Origin of the sequence: Proteus sp. CD3, assembly GCF_008808075.1 — a bacterium.
Lineage (GTDB): Bacteria > Pseudomonadota > Gammaproteobacteria > Enterobacterales > Enterobacteriaceae > Proteus > Proteus appendicitidis.
On sequence record NZ_CP019686.1, the window covers coordinates 2,877,550 to 2,895,889 of the forward strand.

At 36.7% G+C, this 18,340-nt stretch carries 11 protein-coding genes; 2 read left to right on the forward strand and 9 right to left on the reverse strand.

The features are described from left to right. Positions 1-21: 21 nt before the first annotated feature. From BTA34_RS12940 to BTA34_RS12950, 3 genes are all read right to left on the reverse strand, one after another. Positions 22-5,967 (reverse strand): alpha-2-macroglobulin family protein, encoded by a 5,946-nt coding sequence (locus BTA34_RS12940; protein WP_151435933.1) that lies wholly within the window; start codon positions 5,965-5,967, stop codon positions 22-24. 341 nt (positions 5,968-6,308) lie between these two features. Further along, positions 6,309-7,439, reverse strand: a complete 1,131-nt coding sequence (locus BTA34_RS12945; RefSeq protein WP_151435934.1) for a DUF3829 domain-containing protein — start codon at positions 7,437-7,439, stop codon at positions 6,309-6,311. A 205-nt stretch (positions 7,440-7,644) separates the two neighbouring features. Beyond that, positions 7,645-8,412, reverse strand: a complete 768-nt coding sequence (locus BTA34_RS12950; RefSeq protein ID WP_151435935.1) for a Fic family protein — start codon at positions 8,410-8,412, stop codon at positions 7,645-7,647. Positions 8,413-8,780: 368 nt separating this feature from the next. Here BTA34_RS12950 and BTA34_RS12955 point away from each other — a divergent pair, with 368 nt between their 5' ends. Beyond that, positions 8,781-9,398: a Fic/DOC family protein gene (locus BTA34_RS12955; RefSeq protein WP_151435936.1), complete on the forward strand. Its 618-nt coding sequence runs from the start codon at positions 8,781-8,783 to the stop codon at positions 9,396-9,398. Here BTA34_RS12955 and BTA34_RS18440 read toward each other — a convergent pair. Further along, positions 9,395-9,559: a hypothetical protein gene (locus tag BTA34_RS18440; RefSeq protein ID WP_166185107.1), complete on the reverse strand. Its 165-nt coding sequence runs from the start codon at positions 9,557-9,559 to the stop codon at positions 9,395-9,397. The two genes, BTA34_RS12955 and BTA34_RS18440, sit on opposite strands and share 4 nt — an antisense overlap. 168 nt (positions 9,560-9,727) lie before the next feature. Continuing rightward, the gene (locus BTA34_RS18495) at positions 9,728-9,898 is read right to left on the reverse strand and encodes a hypothetical protein (RefSeq protein WP_322618349.1); all 171 of its coding nucleotides are present in this window, start codon (positions 9,896-9,898) and stop codon (positions 9,728-9,730) included. Between the two features lie 313 nt (positions 9,899-10,211). On the opposite strand from BTA34_RS18495, the gene mutS reads away from it, so the two are divergent. After that, positions 10,212-12,776, forward strand: coding sequence for a DNA mismatch repair protein MutS (mutS, locus tag BTA34_RS12965; RefSeq protein ID WP_151435937.1), 2,565 nt, complete (start codon positions 10,212-10,214; stop codon positions 12,774-12,776). Between the two features lie 85 nt (positions 12,777-12,861). Here mutS and BTA34_RS12970 read toward each other — a convergent pair whose 3' ends face one another. The 4 genes from BTA34_RS12970 to nlpD form a co-directional block, all read right to left on the reverse strand. Beyond that, a complete protein-coding gene (locus tag BTA34_RS12970; protein ID WP_151435938.1) occupies positions 12,862-14,016 on the reverse strand; it encodes a hypothetical protein in 1,155 nt (384 codons plus the stop codon). Continuing rightward, positions 14,013-15,272 carry a hypothetical protein gene (locus BTA34_RS12975; protein ID WP_151435939.1) on the reverse strand — a complete coding sequence of 420 codons (1,260 nt, stop codon included), beginning with the start codon at positions 15,270-15,272 and terminating at the stop codon, positions 14,013-14,015. Before BTA34_RS12975 ends, BTA34_RS12970 begins: the two co-directional genes overlap by 4 nt. A gap of 167 nt (positions 15,273-15,439) precedes the next feature. Continuing rightward, positions 15,440-16,423 (reverse strand): RNA polymerase sigma factor RpoS, encoded by a 984-nt coding sequence (rpoS, locus tag BTA34_RS12980; protein ID WP_151435940.1) that lies wholly within the window; start codon positions 16,421-16,423, stop codon positions 15,440-15,442. Positions 16,424-17,112: 689 nt separating this feature from the next. Further along, positions 17,113-18,243, reverse strand: coding sequence for a murein hydrolase activator NlpD (gene nlpD / locus BTA34_RS12985; RefSeq protein ID WP_151435941.1), 1,131 nt, complete (start codon positions 18,241-18,243; stop codon positions 17,113-17,115). Between the last annotated feature and the right edge of the window lie 97 nt (positions 18,244-18,340).

Sequence of the window (18,340 nt, forward strand, 5' to 3'; positions counted from 1 at the left end):
CGCCTGAAACACAAACTAATTTCATTTTATATTGCCATTATTTTGCATCGGTTTATTGACAGTCATAGCACCTTTACCGATCGCTAATGCTTGTATTTCCCTGTCATACATGGCTTCTGCAAATGCTGGCGGTATAGAGAATATTCCCGAATTAGTCGCTTTAATTTGGTAAACGAACTCTTGTACTTGTTGAGTTGCAGTGCCATAAATAATGACACGATCTTCTCGAATATCGCTGTATTCTGGTGACCAGCGCGTTCCTTTAGTTCCTGTTGGGGATAACCATTCAACGTCAGGGTTAGATTCATCCTCTATTGATTGTTGTACGACTTCAAAGCCACCTGGAAGTAAGTCCACCAGCACTACATTATTCACACCTTGTTTTGCATTCGCTCTGATTTTTATATGCACATAAAGCTTTTCACCTAAGGTTGCACTATTAACAACCTCACCTTTTTCATTCACATAATCACGAGAAATTTCTAATCCTCGTGAAAGAGCTTCTTTAGGTTGTTCGCTATCAAAACCAGATTGTGTCACAACATACCAAGCCGCATTATTCGTTGGATTATTAAATAAAATCTCTTTAATACCCGCTTTAAACTGACCTATCGCCGTAGCATTTGTCATAGATGAAATAACAACGGGTGGATTTTCACCACTTTTTACACTCACTGTTAATGGTTGTGTCGGTGTTGTCATATTTTGGATCTGTTGAGTGTAATGCTCTAACGCCAAGATACTCATTGCAGATGATTGCGTGGTATAGCGCTCTTCCTTAAAGCTCCTTACCATATTTTCCAGTAGTTGTGGCGGAATATCCTTCGCTTTTTCTGGGAAGTGCGTCACAATCAAATACAGCCTTGTACTATCTTGGATCAGAGGATCTAAATAGTTATGTGACCACCACGCTTTGCTATAAGCTTTGCTTAGCTCTTGCCATGTAGGTTTTAATAACTCATCCGCTTGTTTATCCATCTTTAGCATTTTGTAAGAAGCGGCCAGATATAAAGCACCTAAGTCACTCTGCCATGTTTTTGGATAATTTTTTTGCATTCGTGTTTGGATCGCCGCAATTTCACCCGTAGTCACTTTACCTTGGCGTGTTAATAAATAAACAGCAAAAGCACGCATTCTAAGTTCATCTTGATTATTTAACCCTGTATTGACGGCAAGCTTAGTTAAATATTCGTTGGATGATCGCAAAAGCGTTTCAGATACAGGGTAATTCGCTTCCTGTGCCTCAAGTAAGAATTGAACAACATATAAAGTCACAAATGGATCAGTCGATGGTGTTGAACGCCATGTTCCGATAGCACCTTGACCATTTTGGCGAGTCAGTAATGTCGCCATTGTCTGTTCAAGTTGAGTACGAATTTTATCTTGTGAATATATCGCCTTCATTTCAGGATTACGTTGATGGAATAACAACGGTATTGCCTGACTTGTTATTTGCTCTGAACAATTATAAGGATAATTAGCAAGGTATTGCGCCAATGCACTGCTTAGTACTAAAGGCGAGTAAGAAACACGCGCATCCCTTTGCGCATACTCATCATACATTTGACGAATATACGTAACACTCTGCTCTTTACCATCCATACGACCTAAACTTGATTGGGTGCGATAAGCTGAAGCTGGGCGAATAGAAAGATCTACAGTCCTTTGAGTCACTTTGCCTTCAGTGCTCACTGAGAATGTAATAGCACCATTACCTAATTGTGATTTCGCTTTTAGCCTAAAGGAAACTACCGTTTCTTTTTTCTCACCTAATTCCAGTTGATAACTGCTCTGTCCTATAACCTCTAATTGAGGCTCTGGTGTTATCGTCACATCGAGTTTTGTTGCCACACCATTAAGATCAGTCAGGTTATTTGCAATACCTAAAGTGACATCAAATTCATCATTAGGTGCTACAGTCGTAGGAATATGAGGGCTTAATACAAAATCATCACGCACAGTCGTATAACGTTGCGTGTTCCCTATACGATTTGGGGTAACAGATACGGCCATTATTCTTATTTTGCCATTAAAATACTCTGGTACTTTGTAGTTAAAGACAGCTTCTCCATCTACTTTTGTAATACCAGACCAATAAGCGACAGGCTCTTCTTTCTTACGCTTAAATGGATTCAGATAGAGATCAACGCCTTCCCCCGCATCACCACCTGGTGCTGAAGCCAGTGACATCATTTTGCTAAATTCAGGCAGAATAAGATCCAGTATTTGTGTAGTTTCAACTTCTAATGAACGCTTACGGAAGAAGTAATCCAATGGATCTTTTAATTTATATCGAGCAACTTGCAAGATACCTTCGTCAACAGCAAAAACGGCAACTTGTTGTGCAGTATCTGTTTTTACCGTAATCGGTAAAGTATCGCCCGGTTTGATAACATCTGGTGACTCTAATTCGATTGGGGCTTGGAAATTTTCACGGCTGACTTTAAACGGTACAACACCATAACTAAGTGGGCTCATAAATATTTCGTCAGAGTTTATATCTCTAACAAATTGAACATTGATATAGCCATTACCTTCCAATTGCGCAGGAACACGGATTTTTTGTACCGAATTTGTGGTTGAAGATGTAAACCATTGCCAATAATAAACCTTATCTTTTTCTATCGTAATAATGCCATTACCAATATAAGGGGCATTAATAGCGATTTCGATCTCTTCACCAGCTTTATATGTGTCTTTATTCAAAGTAAGTTGCAACTCTGCTTCACGATCAAGTGAGCGAGTCACATTCGCATTACCCGCAACGGTATAATTAATACGATTAAGTACACTACCTTCTTTATTTTTGACTAATAATACAAAGTTACCCGGTGTTTGTGTTTCTAATGCAAAAGAGCTTCCCTTTTCATCAATAGAAAATGGGACATCATCAATAAACACTTCTTTGAGTTTAGATTGATATTTATAAACACCCGAATCTTGTCGAGTTAAAACAGAGAGGTATTTTTGCTCATAGCGCTCCAACGTTAATGCCTCTTGAGCAATTTGCTTTAATGTCGGATCAATCACAATAAAATTGAGGTTGCGCTGTGCATTTTGATTAATATAGTCAAGCGTTCCATCTGCTTTTACGCCGACCAGATAATCATGAGGAGATACCATAACACGCGCAGCAGCCGTCACAGAACGACCACTCCCAGCATCAAACGCTTCAGAAATAAGTTGTAATTGATAAGTAGCATCATCATATGATGTTAACCCCAAATCAATTTCAGCCAGCCCTTCTGCATTCGTTGTTGTTTCTTCTAAATCAGTTTCAAAGCTGTCGTGATTACGACGGTTTTCATAAAATCGATAATCAGAATAACGTGAAAAATTAGGATAAATTGGTCTTAAGGTTAATTTGGAAACAACGCGCCTATCTTGTGCTGGAGTGCCAAATAAATTTTGTACATCAATCGAAGCTTTTAATTCAGAAGGTTTCACCCATCCTTGTTGTCTATCTGGCGTCAGATTAAGTGCAACTTTAAGCAAGTCTGGCTCAAACTCTTTAACCACAATTGTTGTACTGCCTAATAAACTGGCATCTTCATTATTTTTACCTACTAAATAGAGATAGATATTCCAATCTCCAGTAGGCGAGTTTTCTGATGTGGTATAGCTTAATTCGTTAAAACCAAACTCGTTTAATACCATAGATTGATTTAACATCAATGTATTACGAGGATCTCGAATTTCAATGCGTAAAGGTATTCCTTCAAGAGCTGTTTTCCAGTCAAAAGTACGTGTAATTAGACCGATATTGAAAGTTTCACCCGGTCGATAAACGCCCCTATCAGAAAATAAGAAGCTATCGAGAGTACGAGGATCTCTTGGGGTGTCATCACCGAAGATATCAAAACGAGATAGGCTAAGTTGCCTATCGTAATAAGCATTTGTAGGTAAAAATGAAATATCACCATCTTTTTCAACTAAAAAGAGAACCGCTGTCTGCTCATTTCTAAAATCTTTAAGGTTAGGGAAAACGACATGACCATCAGTACTTGTCATTTTACTCAATAACGTTGTTCCGTTTTTAGCAATCACTGAGACTTTAGCTTCACTAACAGGCTCACCGTTATAAATAGATTGTACGAAAACATCTCGAGAACCATCAATTGATGATTTAGCAATGATCCCTAAATCTGTGACAACAACAAAGCGTGTATCAGAAATTTCTTCATCTTCGTCATCTTCATAATACTCGTCGTCTTCATCGTCTGTTCTTGAGGCTTTATCCGGGTCCCATGAAGTCAGTTTTAATAAAAATATTCCACGCTTAGTATTAGGATCAGTAGATAAATAGCGACTTAAATCAATCCCTTTATATTGAATTTCACCTTTGTTTTCATTATTCAGTGCTGTTTGATAAGTAAAGTGTTCCGTGAAATATTCATCATTAAGGCGATCAAATCGTGTTGAAGTAAAATATTTATCTTTAAAGGAAACGATGTGTTGTAACTGGCTTGGAATAACTCGTTTTATATCAAGTTGTAGCCCAGGCAAATTACGAGCAGAAACAGTGATCTGCTTGTCACCCGTCATGGACAGCAAAGCACCTTCAGAAACAAAGTTCAGCATTTGCGGATAGTCAGGCACACTGACGATTTGGTAGCGATCTTCTTTTAATTGGTATCCGCCAACAGACATTATACCGCTTGGGATTTTAACCAATATGTGGCGATAAGCTGGCGCATTGTATTTAAAAGCAAAAGTGGCTTGATTTTCTTGCTCATTATCATTCATCTCAAGTGTTAACTTCTCTGACTGAGCAAGAATAGTTTTACTGACATCATTCAGGTTCCAATCATAATAATCGTCTTCATCTTGGCGAATGTCAGTATTTTTTAATTCCAAATTATGTTGAGGTAATAACCACGCAGAAACTTCATTTTTTATCTCTTTCTCATTTAATTCATCACTTAATGAAATGATAAGTACCCGCGCATCTTTTCCATTTTCAGACTCAACCAGTTCACTCTCTATATTTGAAACATTAAGGCTGTATAGACTTGGGATCTCAACATGATAGGTTTTTTCTTTTGCTGTTGTATTAGCGGTTACTGTCGTAGCAATGCCCGGTTCAATTTTAAGAAAGACCTTGCTATTAATATCTTTTAGCGCTAATTGCTCTGAGTGAACCCAAGCCGTTAGTTTTTTATTATCGTAATTAATGACATATTTCAGCTTTTCATTATCACCATATTTCATTGAAAGGCGTTTTTCAAAACTCTGAATATCGACAGGAGCGTTAAAAGAGATCTTGATTATGGCATGTTTTTGAGATGGGTTTTGAGGGTCTTGATAAAACTCACTATTTCCTAAACTGTAATCGAAAGAGGTTGTTTTAAATTCATACTTATTTGATTTTAATGAAAATTGTGGTGCTAACAATTTAGTTTCATCAAGCTGAATTTTATATTCACTGCCCATAGCAAAAGGCTTTTTGGCTGTAAAAACAAGGGTTGAACCATTTTGCCACCGCCAATTACCTTCAATTGCTGGAGTTAATGTCACACCTTCAGTTACCTCTTTATCAATAAGCGTAATAGGTGCTGCAGACCGAGAAAAAGATAAAATGATTTTCTGTGATTGAGGATTATCATTTGCATAATCGATTTGTGCTGGGCTAATAAGTTTTACATTAACATTTTGTACAACGATGGGAGCTACATCGATAGGAACGGGTCGATTGAGATAACTGTGATAACCGTAATAACTGCCAAATGACGCAATAATAAGAAAAATAATAGAAGTTAATGTGGTTTTAGGGTGACCGACTACACCATTTTCAATCTTTCGTAAGTGGCGGGTAACAAAGTCTATCCAAACAGGCGTACTCCATTGTATTTTCCCTATAAATGGGCTAAGTATCTTTTCTAAAAGACGTATACAAAAAACAATGATCCACCCAAATAAACGGAGCAGTTTAAAAGGGAGGGAAAGTAAAAAACGTAGTACGTCCATATAGATAGTCCTATATTACACTGATAGAAACACATTTTCTTATCAGTAAAATTAAGCCAAAGAACAAAATAAATAGCGCAACTATAATAAAGAATAAAGTAGAGTTTTAAAGTAAGAATGAATACTTACCATTAACTTATTATTTTATTATATAAAGATAGATTACATTCTTAATGTTTTTTTCCTAGCACTCCACTCTATTTCAAGATTCTTCTGAGTATTATTTTGGATCATCTTTTTCTAATAATCATTTAATGTTTAATTAAACACAGTAAAAAAGATAATTTTTGCGAGAAGAATCGCACTATTAAAGTGCGATTTACATTTTTATAGCCTAAATATTACTTCGCTATTAAAGAGTTATAATTCTCTATCAAATATTTATATTTATTTGAAATCGTATTAATGCTACCTGATATATCTTTATTCTCATTGAGTTTTTTCTCTAATACTTTTAACTCAATAACAAGCTGTTGATATAATTTTAAATACTCTTTAACCGAATAATCAGTACTTTTCATATTTTCTTTATTCAGCAATGCTTCATCACCAAATACTTTTTCTAGTTCAACTGACTGTGCTTCAATTTTGATAATTGCAGCAGAGAGTGCAGCCACATCAATTTTATCGAGATTTATTGAATCAAGCGTATTGGTTACTATATCCAACGATTGCATAATTTGATAGCGAACAACCAAGCCTTCTTTTTTCACTAATTCAAGCTCTTCAATATGCATTGCTTGATAATAATTTTCATATGCTTCAGCGGCTTTTTCTTTCTCATCGATTAGTTTGGCATAAGCATTTTTCACATCTTCATACAAAGTATTGGCTTGTGCAAAATCATCTAAACGATAAGTTTCTTTTACAACTAGATAATCGCCCAACTTCAGCAGTTTCTGATATAAATCAACATAACTTTCACCATAAGCATTACCCACAGCGTCTAATTCTGGGAGCGTAGGAGAAAATGTTTTCATAAATTCAAAAGACTCTTGAGCACGTTCTGCACCAGATTCACTTAAATGCATAGAGAAAGCGCTTCTTACTGACATAATAGAACTACTGGCTTTCATTCTCTTTATTTGATCAGTTTCAGTCTCAAGCACTTTAAAAGGTGTTATATCAATTGTTTTACCTTTGTCAGAACTTAAATTTTCTAGGATATTTTTGGTATTATCTAAAAGATTAACGTTAATTGTGCCGGAAATTCTGCCCGTTTTTTTCTGTATAATAGTGCCAAAATCTTCATTAAAAGTTGCTAACCACAAATTACCTTTTTCAATTTTTTGACTAAATGTAGCTTCATCAGATTGAGTATTTTTTGGATCAGGCTTAGATTGTGTTGTTTGCTCTGTTTTATTTTTATCTTGCGAAGGTGTTCCTGTATTCGAACTTTCATTTGAATTATCACAACCTACTGCTGATATTAATAAAAGACTTATTATCGATGCCAATATGCTCTTTTTCATAATCCCTCATTATATTATTAAGTAATCAACTCAATATAAACTATAATGAGTTTAATAATTAATGACTATTGTTTATTAAATTAATTTTAAGCATTACAATAATACTCTTTATAAGAGTATTAAAAGTTAATTGATAGGTGTATTTACTTAAATATAATTTTATATATTTATAAATATTTTTTAAAGCTAATATAGATACTCTATATTAGCTATTTTCAATTCCTTCTTTTAACGCTTGGGCGAGAAGCTTTAATATAAAATCAATAAAACAGGTACTATCACTTAATTTGTCAGCTTCACCCAATACTCGATAATAATCATCTTGATGTTGCTGGATAAGTGTTTCAACAGGCAACCAAGCTAACTCAGCACGCCATTTACTTAAAATAACAGATTGCCATAATCGCCCCATACGACCATTTCCATCAGAAAATGGATGAATAAATTCTAATTCATAGTGAAACACACTGCTTTTAATTAACGGATGAATATCAGTGGATTTTAGCCAATCAAATAAAGATACTATCAACCTTACTATTTGGCTTGAAGGTGGAGCCATATGAATTAATTGACTATCACGATAAATACCGACATCACCATTACGCCAAACTCCTGGATAATCGATAAGCCCTTGCATTAATAAAGCATGAGCATCAAGGAAATGTTCTGCATTATTACTCTCCCAATCAGGGATTTTCTCATAGGCTAGAATGGCATTACGGACTTCTTGGATTTCTTTAACGGGTCCTAAGACTTGTTTTCCATCCATAATTGCAGTGACTTGCTTAGTGGATAAGCTATTTTGCTCTATCGCTAAAGAGGCTTGAATGGTACGAATACGGTTTTCTTTACGTAATTGTGGTGAGGCTAATTTTCCCGTCGCTGACCAATACCCTAATAACTCACTAATTTCTGCCACAGAGTTAAGAATTGAAGGTGTAATTGTATAAGGTGGTGAATATTTGCTGCTCATTTTGTAGCTCTTTATGTTTATTTCAAGAAAATCCAGCAATTCATAATATTTATTATTGATAAAAATATGACTGGCTTGTTTTTGTCTAATTATCCATAAGATACCTTATTACTCTTACATACTCTTGATTTTTTCACACGCCTTAAAAACTGAAAAACACGAGCAAACTATTTTTATGCGAGTTATACCGTAAAATAAATGGTTTCTTTATGTTACGCACTTAAATATCGAGTACAGCTAAGTAACAAGTGAATCTATTTCTTGAAAAAAGTCTAGGAGAATATATAAGTATATGACTAGTACGAATGAACGCAGTCAACTATATTTTCACAAAAAGGCTGCAATCTTAGAAGTATGACGAGTATAAAATGAATAAATACCATGTATCTAACAGCGAAGGGAAATTTGCTGACGGCTCTGATGAAGAGGTACTGGCTAATAAGCTAGGGCTTTCAAACGTTGATGATATCAATGATGCAGAGCTTGTCCTGTTAGAAAAAATGTATCAAACCATTTTTGAAGAACAATTCCCCACAGAGCAAATTACCGTATCACTTATCCAGCGTTGGCACCGCCAATGGCTAGGGAATGTTTACGATTGGGCTGGTGAATTACGCACAGTAAATATTAGCAAGGGTGGCTTTATGTTTGCCCCTGCGGGTCGTGTTGCAACATTACTTGCTGGCTTCGAGAAAGAGTATCTAGTGAAGCACACACCCTGCACCAATATGAGCCGAGAACAAGTCATAGAAGCTATTGCAATAGTACATGTGGAATTAATTCTGATACATCCGTTTAGAGAAGGTAATGGGCGCTTATCGCGCTTACTCGCAGATGTGATGGCAGTACAAGCTGGTTTCCCGCCGTTAGACTATGAAAGTTGGACTCTACACCCCGAACAATACATTGCAGCAATCCACGCAGGGTTAAACCTTAACTATGAACCCATGAAATATTGGGTTAATGAAGCCTTAAAAGAAAACTAAATCGCAAGTTTCAAATGCCCAAACTTCTCACGCTTTGCTTTCATCTCTTCTTCAAGACGACGCGACTCCTGCCCTGTTTCAATCGCCGTAGAGGTTGCTACCGAACGAATGAGTTGAGTACGAGTTGGTTTTGTTGCTTGAATTAATTCATTTTTTTTCATGGTAGTCTCACTTCAAACTGGCGATTGAGTATTTTATCATCGTTGCTTTATATGGCAATACAGATTACTGAATACTTTCACATTGAACCCATTCATAACTCGTTTTACAGCCATAGTAGAAAATAAAAAATACCACAACGAACTAGAATTAATTGTTATTGAATCAAATCACGCTTGTACGACATCATTTAATTGTGAGATATCTGACCAAACAAGTGTTCCCTTCGGTAACTGGGCTTCTCTAACGGTAGAAAAATGTCTTAACGCCTGTTGCGCCACAAATACACACAAACCTGTATTTTCACCTGTATCAGAGCTATCTTTACTGTTGGGTTTCATCGCCTTAATGGCTTTCGTTGATAAGGGTTTAGCTGGCTGCTTTTAGTGCATAAGTGTTACCTTATTTAGTGCTGACTATAAGATAATTAAAGAGTTTTCAGAAAAAGTGCAGATTGTCATTGAGGTCTAATCAACGATATTATAGGGATTAAAATTGTTTTGCTTTCGGTCTAAAAAGATATTTGTATCATTAAAACAACAGACTGAAACCTTGTGATATGATCGTGCAAAGCTTGTGAAATAGAACGAATGCGGTGCAACAACAGATTTTCACAAATAACTCAAAATTCAATACGTTAAGACAGACGACAACATGACTGACATCCAACACTTAGACTCCCACACACCAATGATGCAACAGTATCTTAAGCTTAAAGCAGAGCATCCTGAAATCTTACTGTTTTATCGTATGGGTGACTTTTATGAACTGTTTTTTGATGATGCTAAAAAAGCCTCTCGCTTATTAGATATTTCATTAACAAAACGAGGTCAGTCTGCGGGGCAACCTATTCCTATGGCAGGCGTTCCTCATCATGCCGTTGAGAACTATCTCGCTAAATTAGTGCAATTAGGTGAGTCTGTCGCCATTTGTGAACAAATAGGTGATCCTGCAACAAGTAAAGGTCCTGTTGAACGCAAAGTTATTCGTATTGTAACCCCCGGTACTGTGACTGATGAAGCCTTACTTGAAGAGCGTCAAGACAACCTTTTAGCTGCAATTTGGCAAGATAAAAATGGTGCTTTTGGCTATGCAACGTTAGATATCACATCAGGGCGTTTCCGTGTTACTGAAATGCCAGATAGTGAAAGCATGATTGCCGAATTACAACGCACTCACCCAGCCGAATTGCTCTATCCTGAAACCTTTGAGTCAATGGCGCTTATTGAGCGTCAGCAAGGTCTACGCCGTCGCCCTATTTGGGAATTTGAGCCAGAAACAGCAAGACAACAACTGAATCTGCAATTTGGTACTCGTGATCTAACTGGCTTTGGTGTTGAAAATGCGCATTTAGCACTCTGCGCTGCTGGGTGCTTATTACAATATGTGAAAGATACACAGCGCACCGCATTGCCTCATATCCGTAATATCACGATGGAACGCCCTCAAGATTCAATTATTTTAGATGCGGCAACTCGTCGCAATCTTGAATTAACTCAAAATCTTGCCGGAGGTACTGATAACACACTGGCATCGGTACTCGACCTTTGTGTAACACCAATGGGCAGTCGTATGTTAAAACGTTGGATACACTCGCCTTTGCGCCAACGTGAACAACTCATCAAACGCCAAGATGCAATAACTGCATTACAACCTCTCTATTTTGAACTGCAACCTTTTTTACGCCAAGTGGGTGACTTAGAACGTGTTTTAGCCCGTTTAGCGTTACGATCAGCACGCCCTCGTGATCTTTCTCGTATGCGTCATGCATTTCAGCAATATCACGATATTCATCAAGTGCTCGAACAAGCCGATATGCCTTACATTAAAGAATTACAAAAGCGTATTAGCCAGTTTGATGAATTATGTGAATTACTTGAACATGCCATTATTGAAACACCGCCTGTATTAGTACGTGACGGTGGTGTTATTGCCTCTGGTTATAATGCGGAATTAGACGAATGGCGAGCATTAGCCGATGGCGCAAGTGATTACCTTGATAAACTTGAAATTCGTGAACGTGAAAAATGGGGTATTGATACACTTAAAGTTGGCTTTAATGGTGTACACGGCTATTACATTCAAGTCAGTCGTGGGCAAAGCAATTTAGTACCCATGCACTATGTTCGCCGTCAAACATTAAAAAATGCTGAACGTTACATCATTCCTGAATTAAAAGAGTATGAAGACAAGGTATTAACGTCTAAAGGTAAGGCATTAGCTATCGAAAAAATGCTTTATGAAGAGATTTTTGAAAAGCTATTACCTCATCTTACCGCATTACAAATTAGTGCAGAGGCTCTAGCTGAAACAGACGTTCTCTCTAACCTTGCCGAGCGTGCTGAATCATTAAATTATACCCGCCCAGAATTGAGTGAGAAAACGGGTATTCAAATCACTGGGGGGCGTCACCCTGTTGTTGAACAAGTCCTTAGCGAACCTTTTATTTCAAACCCATTACAATTAGCACCTCAACGCCGCTTATTGATCATTACAGGTCCTAATATGGGAGGGAAAAGTACTTATATGCGCCAAGCCGCATTAATTACTTTACTTGCTTATATTGGTAGCTTTGTACCTGCTGACAAAGCCTTAATTGGCCCGGTTGATCGTATTTTTACCCGTGTCGGTGCTTCTGATGATCTTGCTTCTGGTCGTTCTACCTTTATGGTTGAAATGACCGAAACCGCAAATATTTTGCATAATGCGACTGAAAACAGCTTGGTCTTAATGGATGAGATTGGCCGAGGTACATCCACCTATGATGGGCTATCTCTGGCTTGGGCGTGTGCTGAAAATTTAGCTAATCGTATTAAAGCAATGACACTCTTTGCAACCCACTATTTTGAATTAACCACACTACCTGAAAAATTAGAAGGTACTGCAAATATTCACTTAGATGCCGTGGAGCATGGTGACACAATTGCTTTTATGCACAGTGTGCAAGAAGGTGCAGCAAGTAAAAGCTATGGTTTAGCTGTTGCTGCATTGGCGGGTGTACCCAAAGAGGTGATCCGCCGAGCTAAGCAGAAATTAAAAGAGCTTGAAATGCTGTCAGGCAACTCTGGCTCTGGTCACGTTGAAACATCACAACTGATGTTATTAACAGAAGCTGAGCCTTCAGAGATTGAATTAGCTTTGGATAAAATCGATCCTGATGCACTCACACCTCGACAAGCCTTAGAACAGCTTTATCGTTTAAAAGAGATGACAAAATAAGTCATAATGATAAATATGAAAAATGGCGCTATGTTTATTCCACAGCGCCATTTTTATAACGTTTTAATTAAAAGATAATACTGCTTTAATTAATTAAAGCATGGCTATATTTCAATCGTTCACCCAATAGCAGTAAAGCATCTTCGTCGCCATAATTATCAAATAAACGAATAAATGAAGATAACGCAGGATTAAACATCATATCATCAGTGATTTTTTCATAAGAAGTATAATCTTTTGTTTTTAATGAAAAAATTAGCGTCACTTTATCATCGTTACGACCTTTATTTAAAATCAAATCATCATTACTTATCATCAAATCATTTAGATATTTATAACCACTTTCATAGAAAGTCTCTAAATTTCCATCAGTTTGACGTTGAACCACAGAATAGAGATCACGAGAAGCATGTTGAGCAATAAAATAGATATCACCTTTATCATTTTGAGCAACTTCTTTAACTCGCAATGGTAGCCAACGGGTTTTTGTCACTTCTTTATTGACTAAGTTTAGCGTGATTTCTAACGTGTTTGTTGTGTAATGATGATTGTAAAAAATAATAAGAGAATCCCCTGAAAGGGCATAATGAAATTGTGTAAACTCACCAAAATCTTCTGCGTAATACTGTTTTACCAGCTCTTCTGTATTAATAGAATATTCCCAACTTTCCCCTTCATCTAAACTTGTCAGTATCGTCTTATTATCAGCTAATACTAATTGCGATGTTGTTTGTGAAAAGAGTAATTTTCCACCAATAAGCGCTAAAGGAAAACGATAATAGCCATTGTTAACCTCTTGCCAAGGAATTAAATCATCAAGTATAAACTTGGCTAAGTTCACCACTTGCCGCCCCTGCTCTGTAAATAAAACACATTTATCAAGAACACAATAAGCGTTATAAAAGCTACCCTGGCCTTGTGATACAAAGCGAGTGCCTTCTTTATCAGAAAAGTACAACGTATATTTTCTCTGGTTATCTTGGCGATGAAGTCGCCCATAAATATCTACGTCATATCGTCCACTATCAGATTCAGTCTTAATTAATATCCCACTAGCAGCATAAAAGACCTTACGCCAATCATAATGAGAATAAGGATATGAAGATAACTCTGAAGCGTTTTCATTTTTCCATTGCCACTTAGAGGCAAAACCATGAAAAAGCACACCATAAAACAGCAGCAAGCTTAAAATAAATAAGCTTGTGATGATGATAAAAGGCTTACGGAAAAAAGGATTCATTGACTTAGCTCCGTAACATAAACCGTTTTTTTATTTTCAACACATTGTTGTTGAAGTAAAAAATAGGTTTGATAACTACTGTTACCTTTTTCTGATAACAAAATATAAAGATTTGAAAATAAGGCAATTAAAAAGGCAAAGCCACTAATGATTAAACCATAGATAATACCCATTCCTAAAAAGGTATCACCAATAAAAAACCAATCCCATTTATCCCAATAATTACCGTTATCGTAAACATCTGAAATAGACAAAATGGCAAAAATTGAGAAAATAAAGGCACTGATTAACCCTGTAATTAACAGTGATAATCGCTTAGTGCGTTGATGCCCAATATACATTTGTCCTGAAATTGAATAAGCGCCATTATCTGTATGATTATAAACCCCTAAGACAACTGGCCCTGAGTTCTTATCTTCAGCTTGCCAAAAGAACAATTCAACATCATCACCATCAGCAAGAAACAAATTATGATCAGAATAAAATAAGCGCTCTCTGTAACTGAATACAAAAGGATGCTTATCAATCAGACAGGATATTTGCATTATTACAGTCTCGCTATTGCGGGAATGTATTTGAAGTCTATTAATACTATGAATTTGTATTATTCCTCTAACTCGTTGTACTTTGCTTTGCTTTATTTGAGGAAACGACTTTTTGCTCAAGGTTAATGAAGGTAATGGTGCTGATTTTATTCCAGTAATAATGAGCTGTTCACCATCAGGTGCAATGCTATCTTGCTTAGCGATGACTTTATCTAGTGCCTTTATTCTCTTTTTATGTTTGGGTCTGGTGCGCTGAAAATAGCGATAAGCTTTTTCTCCGATATAACTCACTCCAGCCATCATTGCACCACATGCAATAACCATGGAAACAACGATAAAGAAATTCACTTCAAGATGGAGAATCGAGAAATAACTCCAATAGCCGCCAACAAACGTCAGAATAAATGCAAGCAATAACCATTTCTGTTGTTTTGCTGTTAGCGTGAATTTTCTTTCAGGCTCCAGCCTTCCTTTTGTATCATGATAAATCCATTGCACCCAGAAACTGCCATCTTTCAATAATTCGGCACAGATTTTAAGCTCGTCACCTTGTTTTAATCGTTTAAGAAAATCTTGAGAGTTAGCAAAATCAGCTTCATTAAGATAAAAGTTTTTACCTGATGCGATTAATCTCACCATTCCCTTCGGAGAGATTTTACTTTGGCTAAAATCGCAACGCTCTAATTTAACGTTTAAAAAATAATCTTTCATATCTTCCTTTATTGTTTTCATCAGGCTAACGAGATATAAAACTGCACTCTTGTTTTATCGTTTTGAATTGTATAATACAAGATAAAGAAAAGCCGATTAGCAAACCCACTAATCGGCTTTGGTAATAACATGTCAATTAAAGCTATAAACAGAAATTGGGTGGCTAACTATGCTTTGAAAAGTGCTTCAATACATAATCCCTGACTTTGCAGAATGTCTTTTAAGCGACGCAGCCCTTCAACTTGAATTTGACGAACTCTTTCTCTTGTCAGACCAATCTCTCTACCAACGTCTTCTAAAGTTTCTGCTTCATAGCCTAATAACCCAAAACGACGTGCTAATACTTCACGTTGTTTTGGATTCAATTCAAATAACCACTTTATGATATTTTCCTTGAGGTTATTATTTTGAATTGTTGCTTCCGGTCCTTCTTCATTTTCGTCAGAGATAATATCAAGTAATGCTTTATCTGAATCACCGCCAATTGGGGTATCAACAGAAGTAATACGTTCGTTTAAACGCAGCATCTTACTCACATCTTCAACTGGTTTATCTAATGTTTGTGCAATTTCTTCAACACTAGGCTCATGATCGAGTTTGTGTGCTAGTTCTCTTGCTGTTCTTAGATAAACATTCAACTCTTTAACGATATGAATGGGAAGGCGGATAGTACGAGTCTGGTTCATAATGGCACGTTCGATTGTTTGACGTATCCACCATGTCGCATAAGTTGAAAAACGGAAACCTTTTTCAGGATCGAATTTTTCAACAGCACGAATAAGACCTAAATTCCCTTCTTCAATAAGATCAAGAAGAGCAAGTCCTCTGTTTGTATAACGACGAGAGATCTTAACAACTAAACGTAGGTTACTTTCTATCATTCGTTGTCTTGAAGGGACATCACCACGTAGCGCCCTACGGGCAAAGAAAACTTCTTCTTCAGCGGTCAGCAACGGAGAATAACCAATTTCTCCTAAATAAAGCTGAGTTGCATCGAGCGCACGCTGGTTGACTCCTTCAATAAGTTCAATTTCATCTTGAGCATCAGACTCATTTTCTGCCTCTTTTGCAGCAACTTCATCGAACTCTTCCATGTTCTCTTCAATTTCATCTGTATATAACTCGTCTACTCTTAGCGTACTTTGGCTCATCAGCTGCTCCTACCCTTGATAATTTAGGTAAACGACTCATGATTAAAGTCTGTTTACCAGTTTATCGCTGTGTCACGACACAACGGGTTTACTGATTTTCCCTTGTAACGAATTACAAAATAAAAGATAACATAATCTATTTTACTGTTAATTTTATTCTTTCTTTATTCAATATATAACTTAACTATTGAGTGCAGGTTATTAACAGTTTTTTTATTATATTTTACGTACATTTATCTATACGTAAAATTACTCTATTTGATGCGCTATTTGTGACTACTTACATCTAAAAAAACAAATAAAAATCGATAATAATAAAATAATATCTAATAATTTATATTACACACTATTATTAAAAAGATAATCTAACAAAGAAAATACCCATCTAAACCAAGGGGTTGTTTTATAGTCCATCTTTTAATAACAACTGATCTTTATTCATTTTTTATATAACAATTTTTAGCATACGCATTCATTGGTTGAGAATCAACCGTCTAATTTAACGTTATCTATAATTTTATATTAACCTCTCATTTTTAATAATCTTTAAATAAGCATTTATACGTAGGTCAAATTTATTTTGTTTCAATATTTTAATTAATGAAAGATAAGAAAAAAACCCTCTCCTTTTTGTAAAGGAGAGGGTTTAACTTTAGGATTATTCACTATACGTGTAAAAAAACACTTATCTATTTCTTAGGTAAATAACTCATTGGGTTAAGTGATTTTTCTTTATAGCGGATCTCAAAGTGTAATCGGACAGAACTGGTTCCAGAGCTACCCATTGTGGCAATTTGCTGACCCGCATTCACATTTTGCTGTTCACGCACCAAAATGGTGTCGTTATGTGCATATGCACTGAGGTATTCGTCATTATGCTTAATGATAACGAGGTTACCGTAACCGCGTAATGCGCTACCTGCATAAACGACTTTACCCGCCGCAGTTGCTACAATTGGCGATCCTTTTGTACCACCGATATCAATACCTTTATTACCACCAGGCGCACTTGAGTAACTTTCAATAATATTACCTTGCGCTGGCCAAATCCACTTACCAGAAGCTGCCGTTGGTGCTGGTGTTGCAGCCGTTGTCGTATTTGTATTCGTTGTTGGTGGCGGTGTCGTTGTTTTCGGTGGTGTTGTTGGCGTTGTTGTTGCCGGTTTAGTAATCAATGGTCCCATAGCACCATTGTTTGTTGGTTTAGTTTGTGCCGTTTGAACACCAGCGCTACTTGATTGATTAATAACCGATGTATTGACATTAGTATTAGTCCCCGTGTTGACCTGACGGTTACCAATATTCAACACCTGCCCTACGTTTAAGCTATAAGGTTCTGGGATGTTATTCATTGATGCCAGTTCTTTTACATCACTATCAGTTATCCAAGCGATATAGAACATAGTATCACCACGTTTTACCGTGTACGTATTACCGTTGTAGTTTCCTTTCGGAATACTGTCGTAATTACGGTTATACACAATGCGTCCAGAGCCATCAGTACTCACATTTTGGGCGGCAACTGACGTTTGAGGACGAGGCTGGCTTTGAGTCTGAACCATGCCTCCATTAGACGAAGCAGAGTTCACCTTAATAGAAGGAGGAGGTGACGATTGTAAGGGGGTAGTTCTTTCAATCGGTGTCGCATTACTGTTAGTCATTACAGGTGCGGTTGATACCGTATTATTTGAAGAGCTATCATTTACAGAGGTAATTGGCGCAGGACGATAAGGTGTATCTGCACAGCCTGTTAATGCAAATCCAATTACCGAACACATGATTGCCCAGCGGACATGCTTAATTGGGCTTTCTGAATTCATACTTCCTTCTCCCTTTAAAAAGGCATTAGCATCTAGCAATTTGTCGAGTTAAACAAAAAGACTGCAATTTTTTGAAAATGTTTCATTTATTAGTGCA